This window comes from Streptacidiphilus anmyonensis (assembly GCF_000787855.1).
Lineage (GTDB): Bacteria > Actinomycetota > Actinomycetes > Streptomycetales > Streptomycetaceae > Streptacidiphilus > Streptacidiphilus anmyonensis.
In genome coordinates, this window is the sequence record NZ_BBPQ01000004.1 from 225,561 (window position 1) to 249,354 (window position 23,794).

Annotated in this window: 22 protein-coding genes and 1 tRNA gene; 14 read left to right on the forward strand and 9 right to left on the reverse strand. The window is 70.5% G+C overall.

Features of this window, described 5'->3' with window-relative positions:
• Positions 1–51: 51 nt before the first annotated feature.
• Together grpE and dnaK are read right to left on the reverse strand one after the other, a co-directional pair.
• On the reverse strand, positions 52–732 hold the full coding sequence (gene grpE, locus TR50_RS07250) for a nucleotide exchange factor GrpE (protein ID WP_042416075.1): 681 nt from the start codon (positions 730–732) through the stop codon (positions 52–54).
• Positions 729–2,582 (reverse strand): molecular chaperone DnaK, encoded by a 1,854-nt coding sequence (dnaK, locus tag TR50_RS07255; RefSeq protein ID WP_042416079.1) that lies wholly within the window; start codon positions 2,580–2,582, stop codon positions 729–731. The genes grpE and dnaK overlap by 4 nt, the downstream gene beginning before the upstream one ends.
• A 246-nt stretch (positions 2,583–2,828) precedes the next feature.
• Between dnaK and TR50_RS07260 the strand changes: the two genes are divergently transcribed.
• The 4 genes from TR50_RS07260 (at position 2,829) to TR50_RS07275 (ending at position 7,884) form a co-directional block, all read left to right on the forward strand.
• The gene (locus TR50_RS07260; RefSeq protein WP_042416082.1) at positions 2,829–5,027 is read left to right on the forward strand and encodes a (Fe-S)-binding protein; all 2,199 of its coding nucleotides are present in this window, start codon (positions 2,829–2,831) and stop codon (positions 5,025–5,027) included.
• 87 nt (positions 5,028–5,114) lie between these two features.
• Complete coding sequence (locus TR50_RS07265; RefSeq protein WP_042416085.1) at positions 5,115–5,969, forward strand: LamG domain-containing protein; 855 nt, start codon at positions 5,115–5,117, stop codon at positions 5,967–5,969.
• A gap of 95 nt (positions 5,970–6,064) precedes the next feature.
• Positions 6,065–6,883, forward strand: coding sequence for a Yip1 family protein (locus TR50_RS07270; protein WP_152648292.1), 819 nt, complete (start codon positions 6,065–6,067; stop codon positions 6,881–6,883).
• Between the two features lie 134 nt (positions 6,884–7,017).
• Positions 7,018–7,884, forward strand: coding sequence for a metal-dependent hydrolase (locus TR50_RS07275; protein WP_042416088.1), 867 nt, complete (start codon positions 7,018–7,020; stop codon positions 7,882–7,884).
• 16 nt (positions 7,885–7,900) lie between these two features.
• On the opposite strand, the gene dcd is transcribed toward TR50_RS07275, so the two are convergent.
• The gene (gene dcd, locus TR50_RS07280) at positions 7,901–8,476 is read right to left on the reverse strand and encodes a dCTP deaminase (RefSeq protein ID WP_042416092.1); all 576 of its coding nucleotides are present in this window, start codon (positions 8,474–8,476) and stop codon (positions 7,901–7,903) included.
• A 74-nt stretch (positions 8,477–8,550) separates the two neighbouring features.
• On the reverse strand, positions 8,551–8,769 hold the full coding sequence (locus tag TR50_RS07285; RefSeq protein WP_042416094.1) for a hypothetical protein: 219 nt from the start codon (positions 8,767–8,769) through the stop codon (positions 8,551–8,553).
• 201 nt (positions 8,770–8,970) lie between these two features.
• Here TR50_RS07285 and TR50_RS07290 point away from each other — a divergent pair.
• The 4 genes from TR50_RS07290 (at position 8,971) to TR50_RS07305 (ending at position 11,602) form a co-directional block, all read left to right on the forward strand.
• Positions 8,971–9,044 (forward strand) — tRNA-Gly (locus TR50_RS07290).
• Between the two features lie 203 nt (positions 9,045–9,247).
• On the forward strand, positions 9,248–9,580 hold the full coding sequence (locus TR50_RS07295; RefSeq protein WP_042416099.1) for a hypothetical protein: 333 nt from the start codon (positions 9,248–9,250) through the stop codon (positions 9,578–9,580).
• Positions 9,581–9,722: 142 nt separating this feature from the next.
• Positions 9,723–10,421 (forward strand): 8-oxoguanine DNA glycosylase OGG fold protein, encoded by a 699-nt coding sequence (locus TR50_RS07300; protein ID WP_042416102.1) that lies wholly within the window; start codon positions 9,723–9,725, stop codon positions 10,419–10,421.
• Positions 10,422–10,537: 116 nt separating this feature from the next.
• Complete coding sequence (locus tag TR50_RS07305; RefSeq protein WP_152648293.1) at positions 10,538–11,602, forward strand: glycoside hydrolase family 26 protein; 1,065 nt, start codon at positions 10,538–10,540, stop codon at positions 11,600–11,602.
• A 40-nt stretch (positions 11,603–11,642) separates the two neighbouring features.
• On the opposite strand, the gene TR50_RS07310 is transcribed toward TR50_RS07305, so the two are convergent.
• Genes TR50_RS07310 through TR50_RS07320 form a run of 3 tightly spaced genes read right to left on the reverse strand, consistent with a single transcriptional unit; the run spans position 11,643 to position 15,995 of the window.
• Complete coding sequence (locus TR50_RS07310) at positions 11,643–13,487, reverse strand: glycosyltransferase family 39 protein (protein WP_052440818.1); 1,845 nt, start codon at positions 13,485–13,487, stop codon at positions 11,643–11,645.
• Complete coding sequence (locus TR50_RS07315; protein ID WP_152648294.1) at positions 13,484–14,683, reverse strand: glycoside hydrolase family 26 protein; 1,200 nt, start codon at positions 14,681–14,683, stop codon at positions 13,484–13,486. Before TR50_RS07315 ends, TR50_RS07310 begins: the two co-directional genes overlap by 4 nt.
• Positions 14,676–15,995, reverse strand: coding sequence for a glycosyltransferase family 2 protein (locus tag TR50_RS07320; protein ID WP_042416106.1), 1,320 nt, complete (start codon positions 15,993–15,995; stop codon positions 14,676–14,678). The genes TR50_RS07315 and TR50_RS07320 overlap by 8 nt, the downstream gene beginning before the upstream one ends.
• Positions 15,996–16,391: 396 nt before the next feature.
• Between TR50_RS07320 and TR50_RS07325 the strand changes: the two genes are divergently transcribed.
• Positions 16,392–17,555 carry a hypothetical protein gene (locus tag TR50_RS07325; RefSeq protein ID WP_042416109.1) on the forward strand — a complete coding sequence of 388 codons (1,164 nt, stop codon included), beginning with the start codon at positions 16,392–16,394 and terminating at the stop codon, positions 17,553–17,555.
• A 112-nt stretch (positions 17,556–17,667) separates the two neighbouring features.
• On the opposite strand, the gene TR50_RS07330 is transcribed toward TR50_RS07325, so the two are convergent.
• Positions 17,668–18,987, reverse strand: a complete 1,320-nt coding sequence (locus TR50_RS07330; RefSeq protein WP_042416114.1) for a UDP-glucose dehydrogenase family protein — start codon at positions 18,985–18,987, stop codon at positions 17,668–17,670.
• Positions 18,988–19,146: 159 nt separating this feature from the next.
• Here TR50_RS07330 and TR50_RS07335 point away from each other — a divergent pair, with 159 nt between their 5' ends.
• The 3 genes from TR50_RS07335 (at position 19,147) to TR50_RS07345 (ending at position 21,521) form a co-directional block, all read left to right on the forward strand.
• Complete coding sequence (locus TR50_RS07335; RefSeq protein ID WP_052440820.1) at positions 19,147–19,500, forward strand: hypothetical protein; 354 nt, start codon at positions 19,147–19,149, stop codon at positions 19,498–19,500.
• Positions 19,497–19,907, forward strand: coding sequence for a DUF2568 domain-containing protein (locus TR50_RS07340; protein ID WP_042416117.1), 411 nt, complete (start codon positions 19,497–19,499; stop codon positions 19,905–19,907). The genes TR50_RS07335 and TR50_RS07340 overlap by 4 nt, the downstream gene beginning before the upstream one ends.
• Positions 19,908–20,147: 240 nt before the next feature.
• Positions 20,148–21,521, forward strand: coding sequence for a S53 family peptidase (locus TR50_RS07345; protein WP_042416120.1), 1,374 nt, complete (start codon positions 20,148–20,150; stop codon positions 21,519–21,521).
• 139 nt (positions 21,522–21,660) lie between these two features.
• On the opposite strand, the gene TR50_RS07350 is transcribed toward TR50_RS07345, so the two are convergent.
• Positions 21,661–22,575, reverse strand: a complete 915-nt coding sequence (locus TR50_RS07350) for an NAD-dependent epimerase/dehydratase family protein (protein ID WP_052440822.1) — start codon at positions 22,573–22,575, stop codon at positions 21,661–21,663.
• A gap of 95 nt (positions 22,576–22,670) precedes the next feature.
• On the opposite strand from TR50_RS07350, the gene TR50_RS07355 reads away from it, so the two are divergent.
• A complete protein-coding gene (locus TR50_RS07355; protein WP_042416127.1) occupies positions 22,671–23,276 on the forward strand; it encodes a DedA family protein in 606 nt (201 codons plus the stop codon).
• A gap of 65 nt (positions 23,277–23,341) precedes the next feature.
• Positions 23,342–23,647, forward strand: coding sequence for a hypothetical protein (locus TR50_RS07360; RefSeq protein WP_042416130.1), 306 nt, complete (start codon positions 23,342–23,344; stop codon positions 23,645–23,647).
• Positions 23,648–23,794: the final 147 nt, after the last annotated feature.

Here is a 23,794-nt window from a genome sequence, read left to right on the forward strand (position 1 = left end):
GGCCGCCGCCGCCCGCACGAAGCGGTGCGGTCCGCGGCCGACCCCGGTCGGTTACTTCTCGGTGTCACTCTCGTCCTTGGAGGCCTTGGCGCTCTTCGCGTCCTCGGCACCCTCGGCAGAGTCCCCGTTCGTCGCGTCCGACTTCTCCTCGGCCGAGGAGGAGCCGCCCGGCTCCGGTTCGGCGACGGCCACCCGCGCCGGGCGGATGATCCGGTCGCCGATCTTGTACCCGGGCTGGAGGATCTGCACGCAGGTCGTCTCCTCGACGTCCGGCGAGTAGCTGTGCATCAGCGCCTCGTGCAGCTGGGGGTCGAAGACCTCCCCCTGCTTGCCGAACTGCTGCAGGCCCAGCTTGGCGACGACCGTCTCCAGCGACTCGCCGACGGACTTGAAGCCGCCCGTCAGCTCCTCGTGGTCGCGGGCGCGGCCGATGTCGTCCAGGACCGGGAGGAGGTTCTCCAGGATCGCCGCGACGGCGATCTCACGGACCGTCACCCGGTCGCGCTCGACGCGCTTGCGGTAGTTCTGGTACTCCGCCTGGAGCCGCTGAAGGTCAGCGGTGCGCTCGGCCAGCTGCTTGCGCAGGTCGGCGACGGACTCGGTGCCCGCCTCCGTCTCCTCCGCCGCGGCCGGGGCCGCGGCGGGCTTGCTGCCCGCCGCGCCCCGACCCTTGGCGGCCTTGCCGGAAGCGGCGCCGGGCTCCTCAGTGTTGCCCCGCGTCTCTTCCGTCACTTGGCACCGCCCTCGCGCTTCTCGTCGTCGACGATCTCGGCGTCCACGACGTCGTCCTCGACGTGGCCGTCGGCGTGCGGGGCGTCCTGCGGGCCACCGGCCGCGGCCGCACCCTCGCCGGCCTGGGCGTACAGCGCCTGGCCGAGCTTCTGGGAGACGGTGGAGAGCTTCTCCGAGGCCTCGCGGATGGCCGCGCTGTCCTCGCCCTTCAGCTTCTCCTTGAGGTCGGCGACGGCGGCGCCCACCTCGTCCTTGATCTCGGCCGGGACCTTGTCCTCGTTGTCCTTGATGAACTTCTCGGTCGAGTAGACGAGCTGCTCGGCGGTGTTGCGGGTCTCCGCGGCCTCGCGGCGGCGGTGGTCGTCCTCCGCGAACTGCTCGGCCTCGCGCATCATCCGCTCGATGTCCTCCTTGGGGAGGGCCGAGCCGCCGGTGACGGCCATGCGCTGCTCCTTGCCGGTACCGAGGTCCTTGGCGGAGACGTGCATGATGCCGTTGGCGTCGATGTCGAAGGTGACCTCGATCTGCGGGACGCCGCGCGGCGCCGGCGGCAGACCGGTCAGCTCGAACATGCCGAGCTTCTTGTTGTACGCCGCGATCTCGCGCTCGCCCTGGTAGACCTGGATCTGCACGGACGGCTGGTTGTCCTCTGCCGTGGTGAAGATCTCGGAGCGCTTGGTCGGGATCGTGGTGTTGCGCTCGATCAGCTTGGTCATGATGCCGCCCTTGGTCTCGATGCCGAGGGACAGCGGGGTGACGTCGAGCAGCAGGACGTCCTTGACCTCGCCCTTGAGGACACCGGCCTGGAGGGACGCGCCGATGGCGACGACCTCGTCCGGGTTCACGCCCTTGTTGGGCTCCTTGCCGCCGGTCAGCTCGCGGACGAGCTCGGCGACCGCCGGCATACGGGTGGAGCCGCCGACCATGACCACGTGGTCGATCTCGGACAGCGCGATGCCGGCGTCCTTGATGACGTTGTGGAACGGGGTCTTGCAGCGGTCCAGCAGGTCCGAGGTCAGCTGCTGGAACTGGGAGCGGGTGAGCTTCTCGTCCAGGTGCAGCGGGCCCTCGGCGGAGGCCGTGATGTAGGGCAGGTTGATCGTGGTCTCGCTGGAGGAGGAGAGCTCGATCTTGGCCTTCTCCGCCGCCTCGCGCAGACGCTGCAGCGCCATCTTGTCCTTGGACAGGTCGACGCCGTGGCCGTTCTGGAACTGCTTGACCAGGTGGTCGACGACGCGCTGGTCCCAGTCGTCACCACCGAGGTGGTTGTCACCGTTGGTGGCCTTCACCTCGACGACGCCGTCGCCGATCTCCAGCAGCGACACGTCGAAGGTGCCACCACCGAGGTCGAAGACCAGAATGGTCTGGTCGTCCTTGTCGAGACCGTAGGCCAGGGCGGCGGCGGTCGGCTCGTTGACGATGCGCAGGACGTTGAGGCCCGCGATCTCACCGGCCTCCTTCGTCGCCTGACGCTCGGAGTCGTTGAAGTACGCCGGCACGGTGATGACCGCGTCGGTGACCTTCTCGCCCAGGTAGGACTCGGCGTCGCGCTTCAGCTTCTGCAGCACGAAGGCCGAGATCTGCTGCGGCGTGAAGTCCTTGCCGTCGAGGTTGATCTTCCAGTCGGTGCCCATGTGGCGCTTCACGGACCGGATGGTGCGGTCAACGTTGGTGACCGCCTGTCGCTTGGCGACCTCGCCGACGAGGACCTCGCCGTTCTTCGCGAAGGCGACGACGGACGGTGTGGTCCGGGCGCCCTCGGCGTTGGTGATGACGGTGGGCTCACCGCCTTCGAGGACGCTGACGACAGAGTTCGTCGTACCGAGGTCGATTCCGACCGCACGAGCCATCGTGGAACCCTCCAAGAGAGGAAGTTGAGCTGAACAGACTCAAGAGTGCCTGACGCCTCGCGGTTCGTCAACAGACATGAGTGGGCACGGCTCAACTTTATGTCGCCCCTACGCCGCATGGGCGGTCGTGCCGTATGTCACCCCTGCTTCGGCTGTGGATCGTGTACGCGAATCGCTACGCTCGGCATGAACTGAGATAAGTTACTACTGGGTAGTTGTCGCTCCGTGGTCCTTTGAGGAGCCCGCATGCAAATCGCCGCGATCATCGTGTCGCTGGTCCTGGCCGTGGTCGGCGTGGCGCTCTTCGCGCGCGCGTTCCTCCAGATCTACGGCTTCGTCCGGCTCGGTCAGAACGTGCCGGCCGGCTCGCGCACCAACGACTGGAAGGACCGAACGGTCACCGTCGTCCGCGAGTTCCTGGGCCACACCAGGATGAACCAGTGGGGCATCGTCGGTGTCGCCCACTGGTTCGTCGCCGTCGGCTTCTACACGCTGGTGCTGACCCTGGTGAACGCCTTCGGCCAGCTCTTCTCGGCCGACTTCACGCTCCCGATCATCGGCAAGTGGGCGCCCTACGAGGTGTTCACCGAGCTGATCGGCGTGCTGACCACCCTCGGCATCGTCGTGCTGATCGTGATCCGCCAGCTGAGCAAGGCGAACAAGCCGGGCCGCAAGTCCCGCTTCGCGGGCTCCAACGCCGGCCAGGCCTACTTCGTCGAGTCGATCGTCCTGATCATCGGCCTCGCCATCCTGACCCTGCGCGGTCTGGAGGGCGTGCTCCGCGGCGTGCACTCCTACGAGGTCAACTTCCTCTTCTCCTACCCGCTGACGGTCGCCTTCCGCGGCCTGTCGACGGGAACCGTCGAGAACCTGGTCTACCTGGTCGCGATGATCAAGATCGCGACCTCGTTCATCTGGATGATCGTCGTCTCGCTCAACACCAACATGGGCGTCGCCTGGCACCGCTTCCTCGGCTTCCCCAACATCTGGTTCAAGCGCAACGCCAAGGGCGAGGTCGCGCTCGGCGCGCTGCTGCCGATGCACTCCGGCGGCCAGCCGATCGACTTCGAGGACCCGGCCGACGACGCCGTCTTCGGCGTCTCCCAGGTCGAGGAGTTCTCCTGGAAGGGCATCCTCGACTTCTCCACCTGCACCGAGTGCGGCCGCTGCCAGTCGCAGTGCCCGGCCTGGAACACCGGCAAGCCGCTCTCGCCGAAGCTGCTGATCATGAACCTGCGCGAGCACGCCTACGCCAAGGCGCCCTACCTGCTCGCCGGTGAGGACAAGTCGAACGTCCCGGCCGCCGCCGCTGCCGAGGCCGAGCGCCCGCTGATCGGCACCGCCGAGGAGAACGGCGTCATCGACCCGGACGTGCTGTGGTCCTGCACCACCTGCGGCGCCTGCGTCGAGCAGTGCCCGGTCGACATCGAGCACATCGACCACATCGTCGACATGCGCCGCTACCAGGTCATGATCGAGAGCAACTTCCCGACCGAGGCCGGGACGATGCTCAAGAACCTGGAGAACAAGGGCAACCCGTGGGGTCTGGCCACCAAGGCCCGCCTGGACTGGGTCAAGGAGCTCAAGAAGGAGACCGGCATCGAGGTGCCGGTCATCGGCGAGGACATCGACCCCGCCGAGGTCGAGTACCTCTACTGGGTCGGCTGCGCCGGCGCCCTGGAGGACCGGGCCAAGAAGACCACCAAGGCCTTCGCCGAGCTGCTGCACACCGCGGGCGTCAAGTTCGCGATCCTCGGCAAGGAGGAGACCTGCACCGGTGACTCCCCGCGCCGCCTGGGCAACGAGTTCCTCTTCCAGATGCTCGGCGCGCAGAACGTCGAGACGCTGAACGCGGCGCTGGAGGACGCGCCGGTCAAGCGGATCGTCGCCACCTGCCCGCACTGCTTCAACACCCTCGCCAACGAGTACCCGCAGCTGGGCGGCCACTTCGAGGTCATCCACCACACCCAGCTGCTGCAGCACCTGATCGACGAGGGCAAGCTGCTGCCGGTCAACCCGGTCGAGGGCCTGATCACCTACCACGATCCGTGCTACCTGGGCCGCCACAACAAGGTCTACAGCCCGCCGCGCGAGATCATGGACAAGGTCCCCGGTCTGCGCCAGCAGGAGATGCACCGCCACAAGGAGCGCGGCTTCTGCTGCGGCGCCGGCGGCGCGCGGATGTGGATGGAGGAGCGGATCGGCAAGCGCATCAACACCGAGCGCGTGGACGAGGCGCTGTCGCTCAACCCCGACATCGTCTCCACCGCCTGCCCGTTCTGCCTGGTGATGCTCTCCGACTCGGTCAACGGCAAGAAGAACGAGGGCGCGGCCAAGGAGTCCCTGCGCGTCGTCGACGTGGCCCAGCTGCTGCTGGAGTCGGTCAAGGCCGACCCGGCCGCGCCGGAGGCCACGGCCGAGGAGCCGGAGCCGGTCTCGTCCTGACCCGCGCGGTCCCCGCTCGAACGTCCCGACGGCCCACCCGATCCTCGGATCTGGTGGGCCGTCAGCGTGTGGCTATGATCATCCGCCATGACCGATCACACGTACGCGATGAACGACGGTGGCCGGGCCGGGGGGAAGCGGGGGAAGGCGCGCGTGCTGAAGCGCGCGCTGGCACCTGTGGCGGTCGCGGCCGCGCTCGCCGGCGCGGTGGCACTCGTGGCTCCCTCCGCCTTCGCCTCCGCCGCCGCGCCCCGCAGCGGCGGGCCCACCGTTCCGGGTCGTCCGAACCAGCTCGCCGACGCCACCGGCCACCTGCCGCTGACCGTCCAGGGCCCCAAGGGCGCGATCAAGCACATCAAGGGCGGCTGGGTGCTCAGCAGCAGCCGGGCGGCCATCGCCACGGCGCAGTCCGCCACGGCGGCCGTCGACATCAAGCACGCCTTCACCGTCTCGGCCTGGGTCTGGACCGGCGACACCCGCGACCCGGGCGTCGCGGTGAGCCAGGGAACCGGCGAGAACTCCTCGTTCGAGCTCGGCCGCACCTACGACGACTCCCACCCGGGCGGCCCGGCGCTGTGGAGCTTCGACGTCAACGGCCAGGTGGGCGGCCAGTACACCGCCTACGCCCCCGCCCGCTTCAAGGCGGCGCCGGGCACCTGGGCGCTGCTGACCGGTGTCTGGAACCCCACCGCCCACCGCGCCTACCTGTACGTCGACGGTGTTCTCGCCGCCTCGCACTACGCGCCGAACGTGACCACCAACCCGGGCGGCCTGGTGCTCGGCGCCTCGCGTGAGGGCAACGGCTGGGACAACGCCTGGGGCGGCCTGATCGGCCATGTCCAGGTGTGGAACCAGGCGCTGACCGCGACCCAGGTGATGGAGATCAAGAAGTCCGGCGGCCCGAGCCACCTGCGTGCCGCGCACGCGTGGTTGGTCGCCTGACGGGCCGTGTCACCGACCGTCCTGCCCGTGTCACAGCTCTGTTCCGGGTGATCACTTGATCGTTCGGCCGTGGCGCGGGCGGGTACCGTCGGATTGTGCGTCTACGAGGAATGAAGATCGGCGGGGGCGATCGCCGGCGGCAGGCCGAGCCCGCCCCGCAGCCGGTCGCGGTCGATCCGGCCGACGAGCGCGGTCACACCCGCGCCTTCACCGTGCCCGAGATGCCGGCGGCCGGCTACGCCGGTTACGACGGCTACGGCCCCTACGGCGGGTCGGACGGGCCCGCCGGGACGGACGGTTACGACGGGCAGGGGGCCGACGAACACGTCGCCGTCTACCGGGCCGGTCAGCCGCACCCGCAGGTGGGCTCGGAGCGGCTGCCGTGGCGGGAGCTGCTGCGCGGGATCGTGCGGCACCCCACCCGGACCTTCGCGCAGATGCGCACCCACCAGGCGTGGGGCCCGGCGTTGGCCGTCTCCGCCGGCTACGGCCTGCTGGCCGGGTTCGCCTTCGGCGGTACCAGCGACGACGTGCTGCACTCGACGTTCACCGTCGCCCTGATGATCCTTTTCAGCAGCGCCGTCGGGTTCGTCGTGTGCGGGCTGATGCTCGGCTCCGTCACCCACGCCCTGGCCCGCCGCCTCGGCGGGGACGGCGCCTACGCGCCGACGGTCACCCTGGCCATGCTGATCTCCTGGCTGACGGACGCGCCGCGGCTGCTGCTGGCCCTCTTCCTGGGCACCGGCAACGGCGTGGTGCAGCTGCTCGGCTGGGCGACGTGGGTGCTCTGCGCGTGGCTGCTGGCGGCCATGGTGCGCCAGCTGCACGACCTGCCCTGGGGCAAGGCGCTGACGGCGGGCTCACTGCAACTGATCATGTTGCTGGTGCTGATCAAGCTGCCGACCCTGGGCTGACACGGCAGCCCGCAGCCCGACCGGGCGGTTTGTTGTTCAATGGTCGGCAGACCCTCGATCGTTCGATCGCACGGCGGCGACCCCGACCGTGCGCCCGCGACCGTGCCAACCCGACCGTGCAACGGAGCCCGCTGATGACCGCGCCGTCCCTTCCCGCCGCCTCCACCCAGGTGACCTTCCCCGCCGGAGGCGTCGCGGACCGGTCCACGGTCGTGGCCTGCCTGCCGCTGCCCGACGGCCGCCACGGCGTCGTGGTGGAGCGCACGCCCTTCCACCCGCTCGACCACACCTGGCCCGACCAGCCCGCCGACACCGGCACGCTGGGCGGCCTCGCCGTGCTCGACTGCGTCACCGGCGGCGTGGGCCCGGACGGCGAGTTCGCGCTCGGCGCGGACATCCCGGTGCGGCGCGGCGACGCCGACTGGGCCTGGCTGGTCGTCCATGTGACGGCCGAGCCGGTCGCGGTGGGCGAGGAGGTCGAGCTGCTCGTCGACGCCGACCGCAGGGCGGCGCTGAGCGCCTCCCACACCGGCTGCCACCTGCTGGCGCTGGCCCTCAACGCGGCCCTGGCGCCGCGCTGGCGCAAGGACCCGGGCCGCAGCGACTCGCACGGCAACCCGGACTTCGACTCCCTGGCGATGGACACCTCGCGGATGGACACCGCGGCGAGCTACGACGTGTACCGGATCGGCAAGTCGCTGCGGAAGAAGGGCTTCACCGCGGAGGGCCTGGCCGAGGACCTCCCGGCGGTCACCGACGCCGTCAACGCCCGCCTGGCCGCCTGGGTCGCGGCCGACTCGTCCGTCCGCATCGAGGCCCCCGGCCCGGAGCTCACCGCCCGCCGCGAGTGGCACGCGGAGCTGCCGGAGGGCCACGCCTCGATCTTCTGCGGCGGCACCCACCTGCACCACCTCGGCGAGCTCGCCGCGCTGAGCGCGGAGCTGCGCCTGAACGAGGACGGCACCGAGCTGACCGTCACCACCACGCCCAAGCGGGCGTGAGGCGTCAGTCCTGGTCCTAGACCTTGGTCCGGTGGAAGTTCATGTAGGACCGGGACGGCGTCGGGCCACGCTGGCCGAGGTAGCGCGAACCGTAGCGCTCGGACCCGTACGGGAACTCGGCCGGCGAGGACAGCCGGAACATGCACAACTGGCCGATCTTCATGCCCGGGTAGAGCTTGATCGGCAGCGTGGCGACGTTCGACAGCTCCAGCGTCACGTGGCCGCTGAACCCCGGGTCGATGAAGCCGGCGGTGGAGTGCGTCAGCAGGCCGAGCCGGCCGAGGCTGGACTTGCCCTCCAGACGCGAGGCGATGTCGTCCGGCAGTGTGACCACCTCGTAGGTGGAGGCCAGCGCGAACTCGCCCGGGTGCAGGATGAACGGCTCGTCCCCCTCCGGCTCGACGAGCCGGGTCAGGTCGGGCTGCTCGACCGCGGGGTCGATGTGGGGGTACTTGTGGTTCTCGAAGACCCGGAAGAGCCGGTCGAGACGCACGTCGATGCTGGACGGCTGGATCATCTCCGGGTCGAAGGGGTCAATGACCACACGACCGGACTCGATCTCGTTCCGGATGTCCTTGTCTGAGAGCAGCACGGGTCGAGGGTACGTGCATGGCAGGACCCCCGCCCAATCCGGCACGGGGGTCCGCTTCTCGTTTCTCCCTCTCGCTACGCGAGGAAGTCCACGGCCTCCCGCCGCAGCGCCCGCGTGATCTGCTCCGTCGACAACACCGCCAGGTCCGCGGGAACCGCGCTGCGCAGTCGTGCGCACTGCGGACACCGCATCAGCCGTCCAGGGCCGATCCGTGCGGGTCGCAGATTCTGCAGCGGGAAACTCGCGGTGCTGAACAGGTGCCCTTCGGCACAACGGACGACAGTGCGCTCCATTGCATCCTCTCCCCAAGCCGTAGGCCAGCCCTGCCACATTAGGGGATCTTCCGGACATACCGCCCACAGGCTCGCCGACCCGTCCCCCGGCCGCCCGAGGCGTCACAGTACGCCCACGGCACACGGGGACACCACCGCTGCACGTGAGGCGCACGATGGGGTAGAGTGAGAATGGATCGACCGTCTCTGACGGGTGATCAGGCGGGCGTAGTTTAATGGTAGAACATGAGCTTCCCAAGCTTAGAGCGCGAGTTCGATTCTCGTCGCCCGCTCCAGCAGTAAAGGCCCAGGTCAGGGACATGATCCCCACCCTGGGCCTTCGTCGTGCCGGGGGCCATTCCAGCCCGCGTGCCCGCTACATGCTCGATGGGCCCTCGGGCTGTGTGGCGTGCCCGGCGTCCGTGCCTCCGCGAGACCGGCGCATCCCGGCATCCGGATTCTGCGCTACGGTCTCGGCAGCCTAACCCCGGGGAGCGGGATGAAGCGCAGTCAGCGGGAGACCGAGGATTGGGTTGCCGGGGCTGTGCTGCGGCATTACGCCCTGTTGGAGATCCGTGCGATGGCGGGGCGACGGCGGCCCCTCAAGATCTGGCCTGATGACGACTTCGTCGCCTGTATTCGCTGGCTCGCGGACCTCTGCGACAACATGCCCTTCACCCCGCGCCCACAGCCCTGGTGGGACAGGAAGGCGCCCAAGAGGCGCTTTGCTTATGCATGGGAGGTCGCCGGCCCTCTGGGGCAACGCTGGATCGTCGACACGCTCGCCAAGAACGGCATGCCCTGGACGCCTCCCACAAGGGCGGACCTCTGAGTCCGCCAACCGAGCCACGAAGACGCCGGTTCTGTGTGCCATCCGCGGTAAGCCGGTTCGGTGTGTCAGTGCCGACCGGGAATTGGCAAGCGTGAGGACCGAAGTCTCCATCCCGCCTCATTCCTACGGGCAGGATGGGGGCATGGCACCCACCGACCTGTCCCGCCTGCAGTTGCCGCAGGCGTGCCGTGAGGCTCTCGTCGAGCAGCGCTCAAAGCGGATCGACGGTCACACCATCCCCATCGCCACCGACTGGTGGAACACCGAGATCGCCGCCTTTCACCTGCCTGGTGCGCCCGTCACCGCACCAGGTGTTGAGCAGCTCAGCCGGGGCGACTTGTTCACGGATGCGGCCAAGCTTGATCCGGGCTCCGAGGCGGAGCTGCTGCGATTTCTGTGGCGAGTCCTTGCCTGGGGCAGCGGCATGAAACTCCGCCTTAATCGCAAGCGCATCCGGGCTGTGGCGGATAACCGAAGCTCAGCGGTGGCGGCTCTGCGCCAGGCTCTGATGGCGGCCCGCGAGGATCCGGCGCAGGCGTATGAGACTCTGCACCCGGAGCGCCGCAACGCCATCTCGTATCTGGGCCCGGCGTTCTCCACCAAGCTCCTGTATTTCGCGGGCTACGGCGATCTCGACCACCCGTGCGCGATCCTCGACTCCCAAGTCGCCGCCGCACTCAGGGGTACCTGCCAGTGGGATTCGCTCGGCAAGGGCGCATGGCCCACCAGCACCTACGCCCGGTACTGCGTGCTACTGCGCCGCTGGGCCGACGAGGAGAGCACAGAGTGCGGGCGCCGTATCGGCATCGACGAGATCGAACTCTGGCTGTTCAGGCCCTGACGGCTGGATGAGCGCGACTCGAGCCGGGTTGGAGAATCGGCAGGTCAGTCGCCCGGGCTCGGTTCATTGGTCGGAGCGTTAGACTCCCCCGCGAAACGGAGATCCTGGGGGTTTTCTTGCGCACCACCCGTGCGGCGTTGCTCGCGCTGCTGCTCCTGGTCTGTGCGGGCTGTGCGCAATCCGCGGACGGGGCGGCCCGAGGCGCGGGCGGGGGTTGGGGCGCCGGGGCCACGAGCGGTGCGACGGCGGCGAAGCCGGATGTGCCGACGGTGGCGCAGTTGCTGCACCCGGACGGGGACTACTTCGGGGTGAGCACGGTCGGTTCGCCGCAGCCGCAGGAGACGGCGTCCGTGGTCGCCGCCGCCGGGCGGCACCCGACGATCCTGGAGTACTTCCGGAACTGGACCCAGCCGTTCGACGCCGACGCCGTGCGGGAGAGCTGGAACGAGGGCGCGGTGCCGCTGCTGACGTGGGAGCCCGCGTCGCAGTCCAAGCAGACGGACCAGCCGCAGTACGCGCTCAAGCGGATCGCGAACGGCGCGTTCGACACCTACATCACCCAGTACGCCCTGGCCGTGAAGGCCGTCGGACTGCCCGTCATCATCCGTTTCGCGCACGAGATGAACGGCAACTGGTACCCCTGGTCCGAGCAGAACAGCGGGAACGCCCCCGGCGACTTCGTGAAGGCGTGGCGCCACGTGCACGACGTCTTCACCAACGCCGGTGTCACCAACGCGATCTGGCTGTGGAGCCCGAACACCGTGCGGGGCACCCCGGAGCAGTCGGTGGAGCCCTACTTCCCGGGTGTCGACTACGTCGACATGGTCGGCGTCGACGCCTACGGCTTCGGTGAGAAGACCGCGCAGGAGGTGCTGGACCCGACGGTGGTGCAGTTGCAGGCGCTCACCCGCAAGCCGATCCTGATCGCCGAGACGGGGGCGCAGCCCGGTGCGGAGCAGGCGGGCTGGACGGCCAGTCTGTTCACCTGGCTGCACACGCATCCGCAGGTCGTCGGGTTCGTCTGGTTCGAGCACAGCGTCGCCGAGGGCGCCTGGCACGACTACCGGTTCACCGTCGACCCGAGGACCGAGGCCGCGTTCCGGGCCGGGCTTTCGGGGATGACGCTGCGCACGTGGCCGATGGCCTCGGTGCTGCCCTCGGCCGCCGCGTCGAGCGGCTGAGGGCAGCACCTGGTTGCGTGCGGTGGTGGGTCCGGGCGCGTCAGCGCTTGGCCACCGTGTGGGCCTTCTTGACCGTCGGTGGCTTCTTGGCCGCCGGAGGGCGGCGCTCCAGCAGCACCACCCGTAGCTCGCCGGTGAAGCGCTCCTCGGAGACGACCTGGAACTGCTGCGTCAGCACGGCCCGTTGCTTGTCCGGCAGCCCGTCGTAGAAGGACGCGGTGGTCGAGGTGGAGACCAGCCAGATCCGCTCCACTCCCGCCGCGCAGGTGGACGGGACCGCGCACGGCTTGCCCTCGTACGTGCCCGAGGCGGCCGGGGACTGCGCCAGGAAGACGTCCTGGGGCTGGGCGCTCGAGCCGCGCATGTTGTAGGCCATGGTGCGGATCGGCACGCCACGGGTGCCGGCGAAGGCGATCCCGTCACCCTGCCGCTGGTGGACCGAAAGCCAGGCGGCCGCGCTCTGGAAGTCCGGCTGCCCCGCCAGCGGGTTGACCCGCACCGCGCGCTGGTCCGGCAGGCAGACCGCGGCCAACGCCCCGACCAGCGCCACGCCGGCGACCAACTGCCGGACAGCCAGGCCCCGCTGTCGCGGACCGACCAGCCCGGCCAGCCCGCAGACGCCGACCGCGGCCAGCAACGCCCAGGCGGGCAGCGTGAACAGCAGATACCGGGGCAGGAACAGGTTCAGCACCGATCGCGAGGCGAACAGCAGCACCGGCGGCACCAGCGTCCACGTCAGCAGCACGAACGAGTACCGGCGCGCGAAGTACAGCCCCAGCACCGCCGCGCCGACGGTGACGTACATCCCGTCGGCGGACAGGAAGAACTGCCCGGGGAACTGCGGGAGATCCTTCAGGTCGGTGGAGATCCAGGAGACCTGGGCGGACTGGCTGTGCCCGAGCAGGGCGATCAGCAGCACCGGTACCACGCAGAAGCCGACCACCGCCGCCCACGCGCCCCAGCGCTTCCTGGCCACCACCAGGACCAGCACCAGGTGCGCCGCCAGGACGAGTGCGGCCACCAGGTGGAACATGCCCGTGAACGGCAGGGACAGGGCGTAGCCGCCCCAGCGGTCCGCTCTCGGGTCGTCCAGCGCGCGGTACAGCAGCAACGTCGCGACCAGCACCGCGAGCACGGTGAGGGCGTAGGGACGGGCCTCCTGCCCGTACCGGCTGGTCACCGGGAGCACCGCGAAGATCAGGCCGGCCACCATGCCGACACGGGAGTTGAACATCCGGCGGCCCAGCAGCGCGAGCAGTCCGGCCGAGAGGCCCATGGCCGCGAGCGAGGGGATCCGCAGCGCGACCACCGAGGTGCCGGCGACGGAGACCCACAGGTGCATCAGCGCGTAGTAGGGCGCCAGCACGATGTCGATGTTGCCGAGCAGGTGCAGCAGTTGGGACCAGGAGAGGGTGGCGGCCCACCACGAGGCCGACTCGTCCTGCCACAGCTGACGGTGCCCGAGCTGGTAGCCGCCGACGACCAGGGTGACCACCGAGGGGACCAGCAGCAGCGCGGCGGTGCGCCGGGCGCGGGCGGCGCCGCCGGTCGCGCCCTGGTCCTCCGCGTCGTTCTCGTCGAGCGGTTCGGGCTCCGGCTCCGACTCCGAGAGGGGGTAGAGCGGTTCCTCCTCCGGGTGGGTCCACATGTACCGGTCGTCGTCCGGTTGACCGTGCACCTGGCCCTGGAACCGGCTCTGCGGCTCGCCTTGGAACTGTCCCTGCGGCCCGTTCCGGAGCGGTCCCTGCGGCTCGCCCTCGAACCCGCCCTGTGCCCGGGACGGGTGCCCGGCGGAGGGTGCCTGCTGGACGGCGTACTCGTGCTGGGACGGGATCTGGTCCGCGCGGGTGCGGGTGAACCAGCCGTCCTCGGACTCGGGGGTCATCGGGTGCTCCCGCTCGAAGGTCTGGTGAGGCTGCCCAGCCCGGTCACCAGCGAGGCGGTGCTGATGCCGTTCTGGAACGCGTCCTCGCTCTGCGGGTCGCCGTTGAAGCGCCAGTCGGACAGGGCCCCCGAGGTCCTGGTCTTCTCGGTCCACACGAAGCCGATGATGTCGTGGTTCTGTTCGAGCCACGGGAAGAAGGACGTCACCCAGGACACCTTGTCCTTGTCCGGCTGCGCGCCGGTCTCGGTGATCAGGATGGGCTTCTTCGTCAGCGCCCGGACCTGGCGCAGGGTCGGGTCGAAGGTGGTCGCCGGGGTGCTCTCGCGGACGCCGTAGCCGGTCAGGCCGACCCAGTCGACATAGGCGTCACCCGGGTAGAGGCTGCTGAGCTTCGTGTGCGGCACCGGCCGGATGATGTTCGGGCTCCACACCCAGATCACGTTGGTGGCCCCGGCCTGCTGGAACAGGTCGTGGACGTGCCGCCAGGCGGCGACGTACTGGCCGGGCTTGTTGCCGTCGGTCTTCTCCGACCACGGGTACCAGGTGCCGTTCATCTCGTGCGCGAAGCGCAGCGCGACCGGCCATTTGGCGGCGGCGACGCCCTTGGCGAACGCGGTGATGTACGAGTCGAACGAGCCGTCGATGATGTTCGCCAGGCGGTACTTGGGCTGGTCCGCGTTGTTCTTCGGGACCTGCCCGACCCCGATGTTGTTCTCCTGTCCGCCGGCCCACGGCTCCCACGAGATCACCGGCAACGTGCCGTGGTCGTAGGCCGAGGTGACCATCGCGGCCCGGAAGGACTGCGTCCAGTTGACGAAGAACTCCGTCATCGTGGGACGGACCCCGCCGGCTGCCGCGGCGACGTCGGAGACCTCGCCGGAGCTGTACGGCGCGCCCGGCGTCGCCGCCCCGAAGTAGACGCCTTTGGGGGCGAGGAAGAGGGACTTGTCCGGGACGGTGTCCGCGGGCTTGGACCCCCCGCCGCTCAGCCGCTGGAGCAGGCCGGGCGCGGTCGGGGCGACCCCGAGGCCGGCGAAGGACGTCCCCTCCGCCTTGGTCTGGACGGCGGCGTAGACCCCGTAGCTGATGGTGGCCAGCAGCAGCACGTTGACGGCCATCCAGACCCGGAGCCGGATGCCGCTGCCCCGGTTCCACCAGTGCAGCCGCTTGGAGCGGCGTTGGCTGGACCTAGACACTCATCATCACCGACCCCGCCAGCATGACAGCTCCGATCAGGTAGGGCACGAGCACGAGCGGGCTCCGGCTCTTCTCACCGGCGAAGCTGTCCTTGCGGGTGCCCCAACTCGCGTTGTGCGCGCAACGGAAGAATCCGAGGAGTCGCACCGGGAGCAGCAGCAGGGTGTTGATGATCATGAATGTGGGCAGGAACAGCAGGTCCTGCGGCCGGTAGGCGAAGTGGCGCCCGAACCGGATGGCGATCGACAGCAGCGACATCACCGCGGCCAGCACGATGACCAGGACCAGGGACCTGGTCGGGTCGCCGGGCAGCGGGAGCGCGTTGTAGATGCCGGGCCGGGAGCGGTGGAACGCCGCGGCCACCCAGGAGCCGAAGGTGCCGAGCAGGACGAACGGAACGGCGATGTCGGTCAGGTAGAAGAGGCAGAGCACCTTCGCGTGCCGCAGCATCCAGGGGAGCATGCGCAGCGTGTTGTACTGCGAGCCGCGCGCCCAGCGGTACTGCTGCTTGGCGAGTTTGGTCAGCTTCAGGGGGGCGTCGGTGTAGACCAGGGAGGTGGACTGGTAGACCGTCCGATATCCGCGCTTCAGCGTGTAGTTGGTCAGCGTTCTGTCGTCGCTCACCTCGAGGAAGACACCGAGGAACTTCTCGGAGAGGAAATCGTCGAGGCAGTCGAAGAGAATGCTGCTGCGAAAGGCGATGGTGCGGCCGGGAAGGCAGCCGACGGTGCCGAGGACGCTCATCGCGGGCATGGAGTACTGGCAGCGGACGCTCTCGAGCCAGTCGGCCCAGCGGGTCAGCACCGCGCGGCTCGGCTCCAGGATGCGCTGGCGGGTCGTCACGCCGCCGACCTCGGGCTCGCGGAAAGGCTTGATGAGCTCGCTCAGGGTGTTGTCGGTCCAGATGGTGTCGGAGTCGACCAGGACGGCGATCTCGCCGCTGGATTCCTCAAGACCGATCTTCAGCGCGTTGCGCTTGCCGGGGATCTCCGTCCAGACCCAGTGGACGCCCACATCGGCGCAGATTTTCTCCAACACGGGATTGCGGCGGCCGTTGATGACCACGATGATCTCGGTCGGACGCTGGACCAGGATCCGCCGGAGCACGTCGCGGAAGAGCTCCTCCGGTTCGTCGACCACCGGGATGATGACCGAGGTGGTCGCCGAGTAGGGCCGCTTCCAGGGCTTGTAGCGGCGTGCCAGCACGATCCTGACGACCCATAGGAACCAGATGAGCGCCATGAACAAGGCAAACGGGTAGACCGAGCCGTCGGTCCACCACCTGCCGAGTTCGAGCAGGAAGGCCAGCATGTCCGTCCGTTCTTGCCTGCGGCTGACCGCATCGAGTCGAGGCCGCGACCGGCGGCACGACAGGATGGTATGACGGTGACGTGTGGCAAACTTGGACAAATATGTGCAGAACAAAGGTCGTACAGCGAACTGTTATGCATCGGTGATGAATGGTCAGCATGTGATTTCGGAATGAACTCGGTGGGATTGGGACTCCGGTCGCTCTTTCCTGCCAATTCCGCTCTCAGGCGGACAGGTTGTCAGTGCGGCGACCCGGGGCGGGCGTTGGTCGACCCTGGGAGCGGTGGGCGCTGACGCGGTCCCGATACGGGCCCGATCGCTCCCCGACTGCCTCCAGCGGAACCGGGATCAGTCAGACTCGTCCTGGCACCGAACGTCATCGATGGAGGAACCGCCATGTCCGAAGCCTCGTCAGGCTCGTCCTCTACGCCGGATCCGCGGCTCTACCAGCAGCAGCCGCCGGTGCCGGCGCAGCCTCAGCCCGTCCCGCCGCCGACTCCTCCGCAGCAGTACGTGCAGCCCGCGCCGCAGCAGCCCATACCCACGCAGCGGGTCCAGCCCGCCGCGCCGACTCAGTCCGCGCCCGCCCAGCCCGCTCCGGCCCAACCCGCGCCGCACGGCGCTCCGACGCAGGCCGGCACTCCGGGCCAGCAGTTCGGCGGGCCCGGCTACGGCTACCCGCACCCCCAGCACCCCCAGCAAGCGCAGCAGGCGGCGCAGCCCAACCAGCCGCCGCAGCAGACGTACGCGCCGCCGCAGGCCGGTCCGGCCTATGGCGGCGGCCCGGCCGGCCCCGGAATGCCCGGCACGCCCGGGGCCCCCGGCGGCGCGCAGCGGGAGCCGGACTGGGCGGGCATGGCCGCCGACTACGAGCGCAACGGCAAGCGCAAGCGCCTGATGGTCCTCTCCGGCGCACTGGTCGCCGGTCTTGCCGTCATCGGGGGTGTCGTCTGGTTCGGGCTCTCCGGCTCCAAGAACCACCCCGATGCCGGGCCTTCCACCTCGCCTGCCCCTGTGGCCTCGGCGAGCGCGAGCTCCTCGGCCTCCGGTCCGGCCTCGCCGGACCCGTCGCCCAGTCACACACCGCCGTTGGCCCCGGCCGACGTCTTCGCCAAGAAGACGCTGACGATCGACGGCAAGACCTTCACGAAGGCCGGTGACGACAACGCCGACCCGTGCTGGAAGGCCAGCATGGACGGCCTCGGCACGGTGCTCACCAAGAACGGGTGCGCCCAGGTACTGCGCGGCACCTACGCCACGGGCAACCACGCGGTGACCGTCGCGGTCGTGGTCTTCCACAGCAAGGCCGACGCACAGGCCGCGGGTGCGGCGTTCGTCGGCAAGGTGACCCCCCTCTACGGGAACAACGTGGACTCGTTCTGCGTCGGCAAGGCGGGCTGCGCCGTGACGCACGCCGTCAGCGGCCGCTTCCTCTACATCGCCGAGTCCGGGCTGACCGGCGCCTCGGCGAGCACGCCGGACGCCCTGTCGAACACCGCCGGGCACGCCGCGGCGAGCTATGTGCTGAGTTCCCTGCTCAAGATCGAGCAGAACAGCTGACCGGCCGGCCGGAGCCGGGGCGGCGTCCACGCCGCCCCGGCCCGGCCCGTTTCCGCGGTCGAGGCCAGGAGCGGCTGAGGCCAGGAGCGGCTGAGGTCAGGAGCGGTCGGGGTCAGGGGCGGCCGAGTGAGCGCACCGTCCAGCCGGCCGCCCGCCAGGCCCGGACGTCCAGCGCGTTGCGGCCGTCGATGAGCCGCGGCGCGGCCACGACCGCGGCGACTGCCTTCGGGTCCAGCGCGCGGTACTCGGCCCACTCGGTCAGGTGGACCACCAGGTCCGCGTTCCCGGCCGCCTCCAACGCCCCGGTGGCGTAGTCCAGTTCCGGGTAGCGCTTGCGGGCGTTGTCCAGCGCCTTCGGGTCGTGGACGCTCACCAGCGCGCCGTGGCGGCGCAGCCGGGCGGCGACGTCGAGCGCGGGCGAGTCGCGGATGTCGTCCGACTCGGGCTTGAACGCCGCGCCCCAGACGGCCACCCGGCGTCCCGACAGCTCGCCGTCGCAGAGTTCCTCGGCGAGCGCGACCACGCGGTCGCGCCGACGCAGGTTGATCGCGTCGACCTCGCCCAGGAAGGCGAGGGCCGGGCCCGCTCCCAACTCCTCGGCCCGTGCCCGGAACGCCCGGATGTCCTTGGGGAGGCAGCCGCCGCCGAAGCCGACGCCCGCGTTCAGGAACCGGCCGCCGATGCGGGTGTCGAAGGAGAGCGCGCGGGAGAGCTGGGTGACGTCGGCGTCCGTCGCCTCGCAGACCTCCGCCATGGCGTTGATGAACGAGATCTTGGTGGCGAGGAACGCGTTGGCGGCGGTCTTCACCAGCTCGGCGGTGGGGAAGTCGGTGACGACCGCCGGCACGCCCTGGGCGAGCGGCGTCGTGTAGACCTCGCGCAGCACGGCCTCCGTCCCGGGGGCGGCCGGGTCGATGCCGAAGACCAGCCGGTCCGGGCGGAGGGTGTCCTCCACCGCGTAGCCCTCGCGCAGGAATTCGGGGTTCCAGGCGAGCCGGGCCGCCGCGCCGGCCGGTGCGAGCTCGGCCAGCCGCGCGGAGAGCCGGGCCGCGGTGCCGACCGGGACGGTGGACTTGCCGACGACGAGCGCCGGGCGGTCCAGGAAGGGCGCGAGGGTCTCCACGACGGCGTCGACGTACCGCAGGTCCGCGGCGTCGCCGTCCGGCCGCTGCGGGGTGCCCACACAGGAGAAGTGGACGTCGGCGAAGGCCGCCGCCTCCTGGTAGGAGGTGGTGAAGCGCAGCCGCCCGGAGGCGACGTGCTTGGCGACCAGCTCGTCCAGGCCCGGCTCGTAGAAGGGGAGTCGACCTGAGCGCAGGGCGGTGATCCGGTCGGGTTCGACGTCGACGCCGAGGACTTCGTGTCCCAGTTCCGCCATGCACGCCGCATGGGTGGCACCCAGATAGCCGGTGCCGATCACCGTGAGCCGCATGCGCGAGGTCCTTCACAGCTCGTCGGGCAGTTCATATGAGTCCGGTGAGCCTAGTCGACCGACCTGGGCGGGCTGCATCGGGGGCGCTTGACATCGATCGCGCGGCGAATGGTATCTTCGGAATATCGTTCACGATGAGAATGATTCAGGGGAGGATCGATGAACGTGGTGTTGGTCGTCAACGCGCTCGCCTCGCTGGTCAGTGCGGGGTCGAGCATCCTCGGGGTGGTCCGGCCCGGCGTCCTGCTGGCAGCGGGGGAGCCGGTCACGGAGGGGACGGAGCTCTACGCACGCGCCTACGCGGTGCGGGCCGTCCCGCTCGGTCTGGCCCTCGCCGTGACGCTGCTCGCGGGCGCCCCTGGCGCGGTCCTCTGGCCGCTGCTGCTGGTGGCCGGGCTGGCCCAGGTCGGGGACTCGGTGATCGGGGCCCGGCACCACAACCGGGGGATGATGCTCGGGGCCGGCGCCTTCGCGCTGCTGCACCTCGCCTCCGCGTTCGGGCTCGCCCGATGAGCCCCGGGGCCGCCCTCGCCGGGGTGAGCGCGACGCTCGGGTTCCTGCTGGAACTGGCCGTCTACGTCGCGGCGGGGTACTGGGGGTTCACCCGGCGCCCGCCCCGCCTGCCCGCACGGCGCGCACGGTCCGCACGGCGCGCACGGCGCGCACGGCCCGCCCGGCTCGCACTGGCCGCCCGGCTCGTGTCGGCTCTCGCCGTGGTGGCCCTGATGGCCGGCGTCTGGAGCCTGTTCGGCGCTCCGAGCGCGCTGCACCCGGTCCACGGAGCGGGCCGCGCCGTCCTCGAGCTCGGCTGGTTCGGGGCGGGGGCCGCCGCGTTGGTCGCCACCGGTCGTCGGCGCGCCGCGCTCTGGTTCGCGGCCGCCTGGGCGGTCGCCACCGTGCTGGAACTGACGGTGAGTTGAGGCTCCACGGAGGTCCCGGGCGCCGTTCGGGTGAGATTCCGGGCGAGGCGGGAAGATCACGCACCACTGGGCGGGGTTGCACCCCCCGGTCGGGGGGTGGTGGACCGGTCGGCCATGCGGCAGCATCGTCCGCACTGTTGCGGCGGTGCCGCGCTCCGGGGGCGGGGGTGACGTGTTTTCAGGAGTTCCAGGAAATCCCCCGGTGCCTGCGCGCACGCCACTGTGAGCCTGAGGAGAAGCATGGGTCAGTCGATCGCACGTTCGCGCACTCTCCGTGCCGCGTCCGCGGTGACCGCGGGGGCAGCAGCACTGCTCACCTTCGCCGGCGTGGCGCCCGGCACCGCTGTCGCCTCGGCGACGCCTTCCACCGCGCTGCCGCAGCCGGTGCCCGCGTCGCAGGGCCACCTGCTCGCCTCGGGCCTCAGCTCGGTGCTGCCGACGAGCACCTGCCTCAGCAAGATGAAGATCCGCTGCTACACCCCGCTTCAGTACCGCAAGGCCTACAACCTGGCCCCGCTGTACAAGTCCGGCATCACCGGCAAGGGCCGCACCATCGTCATCGTCGACTCCTTCGGCTCGCCGACGATCCAGACGGACCTGACCACCTTCGACAAGACCTTCGGCCTGCCCGACACCAAGGTCGACGTGAAGCAGTGGGGCAGCGTCCCGAAGTGGACCGGGACCCCGGACCAGCTCGGCTGGGCGGGTGAGACCACCCTGGACGTCGAGTACGCGCACGCGATCGCCCCCGGCGCGAAGATCATCCTGGTCGAGACCGGCGTCGCCGAGACCGAAGGCACCACCGGCTTCCCCGAGATGATGAGCGCGGAGAAGTACGCGATCGACCACCACTGGGGCGACGTCATATCCCAGAGCTTCGGCGCCACCGAGAACACCTTCCCCGGCTACGGCAAGAACGGCACGCCCTCGCTCCAGGCGCTGCGCTACGCCTTCGTCGACGCCTACAAGAAGGGCATCACCGTCCTCGGCGCCTCGGGCGACAACGGCGCCACCGACTCGACCACCGGCAGCGCGCTGTACACCCAGCGGGTCAACTCCTGGCCCTCCTCGGACCCGCTGGTCACCTCCGTCGGCGGCACCGAGCTGACCCTGAACGACAAGGGCGACCGCCTCAAGGCCGACATGGTGTGGAACGACGGTTACGGCGCGGGCGGCGGCGGCATCTCCGGCGTCTTCGGCCGGCCGAACTACCAGAACCACGTCGCCAAGGTCACCGGCGCCCACCGTGGCACCCCGGACATCAGCATGTCCGCGGCGGTCAACGGCGCGGCCTGGGTCTACTCGTCCTTCGACCCGAACCCGAAGAACGACGGCTGGGGCCTGACCGGCGGCACCAGCGAGGCCACCCCGATCTTCTCCGGCATCGTCGCGATGGCGGACCAGAAGGCGTGCCACGACCTCGGCCTGATCAACCCGAAGCTCTACCGGATGGGCCGGGACGACGCGGCCCGCAACGGCATCGTGGACGTGACCACCGGCAACAACTCCTTCGCCAAGGTCACCGGCTACAACGCCGTCAAGGGCTACGACCTGGCGAGCGGCTGGGGCACGATCAACGGCACGCTCTTCGTCGACGCGCTGGCGCGGCGGTAGGCGGCGGCTCCAGGAGGAGCGCTGACCCCATGAGCTGACGGGGCGCGAGGGTGACTGTCCACCCCTCGCGCCTCGTCCTTTTCCGCGCCCGCTGCCGCGCCCACCCGAGACTGCTGTGCGACGCTGGACGCTAGTCGAGCTAGTCGAGCTGGTCGGCGAAGCCGGTGCGCCAGGAGGGCCGCTCGGGCGTCCAACCACGCGTGCGGGCCAGCGAGTTCGACGCTCCGCGGGCCCAGCCGGCAGCCTCGGCGGGCTCGCCGCCTTCGGCGGCCGAGGGCGGCGAGGGCGAGGGCGCGGGAGCGGGCGCGGGAGCGGCGAGGGCCGCGGCGAGCACGGGCAGCCAGGCGGTGGCCGGAGCGGGCTCGTCGTCCACGATGTTGACCGGTCCGGCGGGCCACTCCAGCGCGGCGAGCACCGCCGCGGCCGCGTCGTCGACGTGCACGAAGGAGCTGACGCCGGCGTCGGGGGTGAGCCCGGCCAGGTAGGGCCCGCCCTGCTCGCCGCGCAGTGCGGCGGCGACGGGCCCGCCCGGCGCGTACCAGGTGCCCGGTCCGTAGAGCAGTCCATTGCGCAGCACGACCGCCTCCGGCAGCTCCGCGGAGATCCGCTCCAGCTCCGCGACCGCGCCCACCATGGAGCCGCGCGGCATCGGCGCCCCCAGGTCCAGCGGCTCGCCCTCGTCGGCGGGAGCCTCCCCGCCGACGTACGCCCAGCTGATCGACTGCGCGACGATGCGGCGCACCCCCGCGGCCCGCGCGGCGTCCACCAGATGGCGCGTCCCCTGGCGTCGCAGCCGGGAGTTGGCCGCGCCGTCGGCCGCGGACAGGTCGGTCAGCTGGTGCAGCACCGCCTCCGGCGCGGCGGCCGTGACCGCGTCCCGCAACCGGTCGGCGTCGAGCGCGTCCACGACGACGCCCCGCGCCCCGAGCGCGCGCACCCGCGCCGCCCCCTCCTCGCTCCTGGAGGTCCCCACGACCTCGTGTCCCGCCCCGACGAGCAGCGGCACCAGCCGCCGCCCGAGGGCTCCGCCCGCCCCGGCAAGAAAGATCTTCACGGGGCCACTGTAGGCAGCCGGCTGTCGACAGACGGCGGCGGGCGGGCTGAGGTGTCGCCGCCCTGCGGCCGGGTGCGTGGAGCAGACTGGGGGCCATGGGAGCGATCACCAACTGGCTGGCCGGCCTGTCCGGGCCCGTCGTGTACGCGGTCGTGGGCGCGCTGGTCTTCCTGGAGGACGCGATCTTCGTCGGCTTCGTGCTGCCGGGCGAGACCGCCGCCGTGCTCGGCGGGGTGCTGGCCAACCAGGGGCACGTGACGTACTGGGGCATCGCGCTGGTGGTCGTCTTCGCCGCCATCGCCGGCGACAGCGTGGGATACGAGATCGGCCACCACTTCGGGGACCGGATCCTGGGCATCCGGCCGCTCCAGCGGCACCAGGAGCGCCTGGGCGCGGCGCAGGAGATGATCCGGGAGCGGGGTGCCGCGGCGGTCTTCTTCGGCCGGTTCATCGCCTTCTTCCGCGCGGTGATGCCCGCCCTCGCGGGCATCTCGAAGATGCCGTACCGCCGGTTCCTCCTGTTCAACGCGCTCGGCGGGATCACCTGGGGGATCGGCTTCACCCTGCTCGGATACCTGGCCGGGCAGGCCTACCAGCGGGTGGAGAAGCAGGCCGGCCAGGTCGTGGCCGGCGTGATCGGGGGGATCGTCCTGCTCGTCGTCGGGGTGTGGGCCTGGCGGCGTCACAGGCGGCAGGGGTAGGCGGCGGACGCCGGGCTTATCGTGGGAGCTGTGGGGGACGTCCTTTGGCGGCCCGGGAGGCCAGGATGACCACGCGGCACCACTACCACCTCGACATCGACGGCCACTCCGTCTCCGTCGACCTGCGCACCGGTTTCACCTGGCGCACCGAGGACCTGCTCCTCCTCGTCGACGGCAAGGAGGTCGGGTACCACCACCAGCGCGGCACCGGCACGACGGTGCTGGAGGCGGAGCTGCCCGGTGACCCGCCGACCCCGATCAGCGTCCGGATCGACCACCCCCACCACGGCGGCCACCGTCCGCACACGCCCGTGTGCACCCTGCTGACCGGAGGGCAGCGGTTGCCGATGCCGGAGAGCGTGCCCGCCTGAGGCCCGTGCCCCGCGAGGGCCACGACAACAACGCGTCAAGAACCACCCGCCGAGCGCTAAGAGAGCGTTAGGACGACGCCGTCTGCCCGTGCACCGCAGGAGAGTTGACGCCCGAGGCCGACAGGCCGGACACGGGGAGAAGGCTCG

What these genes read in the sequence shown, in the direction of transcription:
- TR50_RS07265 (WP_042416085.1), top strand. Translation starts at nt 5,115, where the DNA reads ATGACCGATCACACGTACGCGATGAACGACGGTGGCCGGGCCGGGGGG.
- TR50_RS07335 (WP_052440820.1), top strand. Translation starts at nt 19,147, where the DNA reads ATGAACGTGGTGTTGGTCGTCAACGCGCTCGCCTCGCTGGTCAGTGCG.
- TR50_RS07320 (WP_042416106.1), bottom strand. Translation starts at nt 15,995, where the DNA reads ATGCTGGCCTTCCTGCTCGAACTCGGCAGGTGGTGGACCGACGGCTCG.
- TR50_RS07330 (WP_042416114.1), bottom strand. Translation starts at nt 18,987, where the DNA reads ATGCGGCTCACGGTGATCGGCACCGGCTATCTGGGTGCCACCCATGCG.
- TR50_RS07300 (WP_042416102.1), top strand. Translation starts at nt 9,723, where the DNA reads ATGGCACCCACCGACCTGTCCCGCCTGCAGTTGCCGCAGGCGTGCCGT.
- dnaK (WP_042416079.1), bottom strand. Translation starts at nt 2,582, where the DNA reads ATGGCTCGTGCGGTCGGAATCGACCTCGGTACGACGAACTCTGTCGTC.
- TR50_RS07260 (WP_042416082.1), top strand. Translation starts at nt 2,829, where the DNA reads ATGCAAATCGCCGCGATCATCGTGTCGCTGGTCCTGGCCGTGGTCGGC.
- TR50_RS07345 (WP_042416120.1), top strand. Translation starts at nt 20,148, where the DNA reads ATGGGTCAGTCGATCGCACGTTCGCGCACTCTCCGTGCCGCGTCCGCG.
- TR50_RS07285 (WP_042416094.1), bottom strand. Translation starts at nt 8,769, where the DNA reads ATGGAGCGCACTGTCGTCCGTTGTGCCGAAGGGCACCTGTTCAGCACC.
- TR50_RS07310 (WP_052440818.1), bottom strand. Translation starts at nt 13,487, where the DNA reads ATGACCCCCGAGTCCGAGGACGGCTGGTTCACCCGCACCCGCGCGGAC.
- TR50_RS07275 (WP_042416088.1), top strand. Translation starts at nt 7,018, where the DNA reads ATGACCGCGCCGTCCCTTCCCGCCGCCTCCACCCAGGTGACCTTCCCC.
- TR50_RS07295 (WP_042416099.1), top strand. Translation starts at nt 9,248, where the DNA reads ATGAAGCGCAGTCAGCGGGAGACCGAGGATTGGGTTGCCGGGGCTGTG.
- TR50_RS07325 (WP_042416109.1), top strand. Translation starts at nt 16,392, where the DNA reads ATGTCCGAAGCCTCGTCAGGCTCGTCCTCTACGCCGGATCCGCGGCTC.
- TR50_RS07340 (WP_042416117.1), top strand. Translation starts at nt 19,497, where the DNA reads ATGAGCCCCGGGGCCGCCCTCGCCGGGGTGAGCGCGACGCTCGGGTTC.
- TR50_RS07360 (WP_042416130.1), top strand. Translation starts at nt 23,342, where the DNA reads ATGACCACGCGGCACCACTACCACCTCGACATCGACGGCCACTCCGTC.
- TR50_RS07355 (WP_042416127.1), top strand. Translation starts at nt 22,671, where the DNA reads ATGGGAGCGATCACCAACTGGCTGGCCGGCCTGTCCGGGCCCGTCGTG.